5 protein-coding genes and 1 pseudogene are annotated in these 3720 nt (G+C 73.5%); 2 read left to right on the top strand and 4 right to left on the bottom strand.

All coding sequences use genetic code 11. The features are described 5' to 3' along the window. Positions 1–43: 43 nt before the first annotated feature. The 4 genes and pseudogenes from BLW04_RS24910 to BLW04_RS29015 form a co-directional block, all read right to left on the bottom strand. Positions 44–235 carry a hypothetical protein gene (locus BLW04_RS24910; RefSeq protein WP_254781984.1) on the bottom strand — a complete coding sequence of 64 codons (192 nt, stop codon included), beginning with the start codon at positions 233–235 and terminating at the stop codon, positions 44–46. Beyond that, entirely contained in the window at positions 232–393 is a 162-nt protein-coding gene (locus BLW04_RS27215; RefSeq protein WP_175484293.1) for a hypothetical protein, read from the bottom strand. The genes BLW04_RS24910 and BLW04_RS27215 overlap by 4 nt, the downstream gene beginning before the upstream one ends. Positions 394–491: 98 nt before the next feature. Continuing rightward, positions 492–719: a hypothetical protein gene (locus BLW04_RS29975; RefSeq protein WP_371327827.1), complete on the bottom strand. Its 228-nt coding sequence runs from the start codon at positions 717–719 to the stop codon at positions 492–494. A 181-nt stretch (positions 720–900) separates the two neighbouring features. Beyond that, positions 901–1119 (bottom strand): annotated as a pseudogene (locus tag BLW04_RS29015) (DUF72 domain-containing protein); the annotation flags it as partial. Between the two features lie 261 nt (positions 1120–1380). Between BLW04_RS29015 and BLW04_RS24900 the strand changes: the two are divergent. After that, complete coding sequence (locus BLW04_RS24900; RefSeq protein WP_091548272.1) at positions 1381–2625, top strand: NAD(P)/FAD-dependent oxidoreductase; 1245 nt, start codon at positions 1381–1383, stop codon at positions 2623–2625. Between the two features lie 51 nt (positions 2626–2676). Continuing rightward, complete coding sequence (locus BLW04_RS24895) at positions 2677–3615, top strand: quinone oxidoreductase family protein (protein ID WP_091548270.1); 939 nt, start codon at positions 2677–2679, stop codon at positions 3613–3615. The last annotated feature ends 105 nt before the right edge of the window (positions 3616–3720 follow it).

The following is a 3720-nucleotide window of genomic DNA, read 5'->3' as shown; positions in this document are numbered from 1 at the left end:
CTGTCGTACCCGCCGCGCATGATGGGCCCGTCAGCAACGCCGCCTAGTTGATCAACGGGCCGCTACCGAAGTTCCACGGAACGCGGGACATCCTCACACCGGGCAGCGCGTACGCGGTGAAGGTGAGTGCGACCAGTGGGTCGAGCGTCGGCCGGGGGCCGGGCACGGCCGGGTCCAAGAGCACCAGCCCGCGGGCCAGGGCCGGGGCGGCCGCCGTCGCCAGGACGGAGATCATCCCGCCCATCGAGTTGCCCACGCACGTCCGGCGTGCTTGAGCTCGTGCGAACAGCAGCCGGCCGGCAGGTCGCTGCCCGGCGGGAGCGCCTGGCACACCTGGTCGAACTGGGCGGGGCTGACGTCGTCCCGGCGCACGTGTACGACGATGAGCGGCATGGTCTCCCCCTGGTGAGCTCTTCCGCCGGGATGGTCCGGCACGGCTCACGCTAGGGACGTCGAGGGACACGGGGCTGGACGTAGATCTCTTCTAGCAATCAACCGACCAGCCGCGGAGCTCCTCGGCGTGCCGTACCCGTCGTTGTTGAAGTGGACGTAGACGTCCCGGCCGGCGTCGGTTCACTCGCGCGCCCGGCCGGCCACCAGCGCAGGTCGGCACTCGGGTAAAAGCCGGCGTAGAGGTGCTCGGGGTGGGGCCCGTGCACCCGCACGTGGACGAACGGGGCCGTCGCGCGCAGGACGCACGGCAACCGCGCCCCGCTCATCTCGCAGTACGCGGCGCGGCGCCGCGCCAGCAGTGCATACACCTCTTCGGTGCCAGCTCGGGTGCCAGAGCTCGACCGCGACCCGCATCCAGGGCGGCAGCAGGCCGAGGAAGTGCCCGAGGCGGGCGTCGTCCCGCTCATGGCCGACCAGCACGACGGCGCGCTTGTCCGCCAGCCCGTGTCAGTAGGAGACCAGGCGGTCGACCCAGACCTCCGGGGCGTAGAGCTTGCGGGCGTGGGTCTGGCCCCGCGGTGCCCTGACCGACAGCCGGAACCCCGGCGGCAGCCGGCGCTGCGAGCTCGCGAAGGTGGCGGTGCGGGGCCAGCGGTAGAAGGAACCGTTGAGCTCGACCGTGGAGAACCGTTGCGCGTAGTGCGCCAGCCGGTCGGCGGGGCGGGTCCCGGGCGGGTAGAGGACGCCGTCCCAGTGGTCGCAGCTCCATCCCGACGTCCCGACGTCCCGACGTCCCGACGTGGACGGTCACCGGGAGAGTGTGACGGAGCGAGTGGGCGCCCTTGTCCGCGCCGCTCCCGGAGGAGGACCATCCGAGGGGACGTGAGGAGGGGCCGGTGGGCCGTCTCGGGAACGGGTCGATGGCCCTACGACGCCGCGCCGTCCCGGTCGGGGACATACCGCGTCTGCCGGGGCGGGCGCCGGTCCATGACTGAGACGACGACCGACGTCGCGATCGTCGGAGGCGGCATCGCCGGGGGCGCGCTCGCCGTGCAGCTCGCCCGAGCCGGCCTGGGCGTGACCGTCCTCGAGCAGTCCGAGCACTTCCGGGACCGCGTGCGTGGTGAGTACATGCCACCGTGGGGTTACGCCGAACTCGTCTCCGCCGGCCTCTTGGACGTCGTCCTGCGGGCCGAGGGGACCGTCACTCCCCGCTTCGTGACCTACGGCGACTCCATGTCCCCCGACGATGCCGAGGCAGCCGCAGCGGACACCTCCCGCCTCGTGCGCGGAGCTGCCGGGATGCTCAACCTGAGTCATCCCGGCGCCTGTTCCGAGCTCGCGGACGAGGCCGCCAGGAACGGCGCCGAGGTCGTGCGCGGCGTCCACCGGGTCGAGGTGGCCGCAGGCTCGCGGCCTGCGGTGACGTACCTGCGGGGCGACCAGGAGCACGTCCTGCGGGCCCGGGTCGTCGTCGGCGCGGACGGGCGGTCCTCCGCCGTCCGGCGGCAGCTCGGCGTCCGACTGGCCACGACCGGCCCGCGCACCTTCGCCGTGGGACTGCTCGTCGACGGCCTGACCGGCTGGCCCGCGGCGACCAATGCCGTGGGGACCTGCCAGGACGTCTGCTTCTTCGTCTTCCCGCGCCGCGACGGTCGTGCCCGCGTGTACCTCGTGTGGGACAAGAGCGCGCCCGGTCGGTTCGCCGGACCGGGCGCCGGCGAGCGCATCCTGTCCCGGCTGGCCACGCTGACCTGCTTCCCCGACGGCGACGTGTTCCGCGCAGCACGACCGGGGCCGGGCTGGGCGAGCTACCCGCTGGGAGACGCCTGGACGGACCAGCCGTACGCGCCGGGCGCGGTCCTGATCGGGGACGCGGCGGGCTACAACGACCCGATCCTCGGTCAGGGGCTGACGATCGCCGTCCGGGACGCCCGGCTCGTCGCCGAGGCCCTGCTCTCCGGAGGGCAGTGGGGGCCGTCGGTGTTCGCTCCGTACGCGGCCGAGCGGACCGAGCGGATGCGCCGCCTGCGCGCCACGGCGGACGCGATGACCAGGCTCCGTGCCGACTTCACCGCGGAGGGACGACGCCGCCGCGATGCGGCGTTCGCCCGCTTCGCCGCCGACCCCGGAGCACGACTGCCCATCGCCGCCGCGATGGTGGGTCCCGACGCGCTCCCGCCGGAGGCGTTCACCCGGGAGGCGGCCGACCGCATGGTGGCCCTCCCCTGAGCCGACGAACGTCCGTGGTGTTGGCTGGGCCGGTCGACAGGAGGACCACACGTGCATGCAGTCGTCTTCGAGCGCAACGGCGGACCTGAGGTTCTCGAGTACACCGAGGCCCCCGAGCCGCGGCCCGGCGACGGGGAGGCCCTGGTCGAGGTGGCGGCCGCCGGGGTGAACTACATGGACGTCTACGAGCGGGAGGGCGGGGGCTACGGCTCTCCACCCCCGGCCGTCCCCGGCGCTGAGGGCGCCGGCACGGTCGTCGGCACCGGGGAACGCGTCGCCTGGATGAACGTGCCGGGTAGCTACGCCGAGCGGCTCGCCGCTCCCCGCGAGCGGCTCGTCCCGGTGCCCGACGGCATCGACCTGGACGTCGCCGCCGCGACCCTGCTGCAGGGGCTGACCGCGCATTACCTGGCGTCGGACTCCTATCCGGTGCAGCCGGGTGACTGGGTCGTGGTCCACGCGGCCGCCGGCGGTGTCGGGCTGCTGCTGACGCAGGTGGTGAAGCGGCGCGGGGGCCGGGTCATCGGCACGACCTCCACGCCGGAGAAGGCCGAGCTGGCCCGGCAGGCCGGCGCCGACGAGGTGGTCGGCTACGACTCCTTCGCCGATCGCGCCCGGGAGATCACCGGGGGCGAGGGTGTGGCGGCCGTCTACGACGGGGTGGGCCGGACGACGTTCCTCGAGGGGCTGACCGCGCTCCGGCCGAACGGCAGCATGATCGTGTACGGCGCCGCGAGTGGCCCGCCGGAACCGGTCGACGTCTCACTGCTCGCCGCCCGCGGCTCGGTGTACCTGCAGCGGCCCACGCTGAAGACCTACGCCCGGAGCGCGGCGCTGGTCCAGGACCGGGCCCGGAAGGTGTTCGAGCTGGTCGGCGCCGGGGACCTCGACGTCCGGATCGGGGCGCGGTACCCGCTGGCGCGGGCGCGGCAGGCGCACGAGGACCTGGAGGCCCGCCGGACCACCGGCAAGCTCCTCCTCGTCCCCTAGTCATCGAGGGCAGAAATGGCCATTTCTGCCCTCAGAGAGCGTCTTCAAACTGAGTTCACCAGTCGCCCGTCCGAGCGAGGCGACGGGACATCGTCATGATCATCG

This window comes from Modestobacter sp. DSM 44400 (assembly GCF_900107175.1).
GTDB lineage: Bacteria > Actinomycetota > Actinomycetes > Mycobacteriales > Geodermatophilaceae > Modestobacter.
The sequence above is the reverse complement of the archived record's forward strand: the minus strand, read 5'-3'. Positions and strand labels throughout refer to the sequence as shown.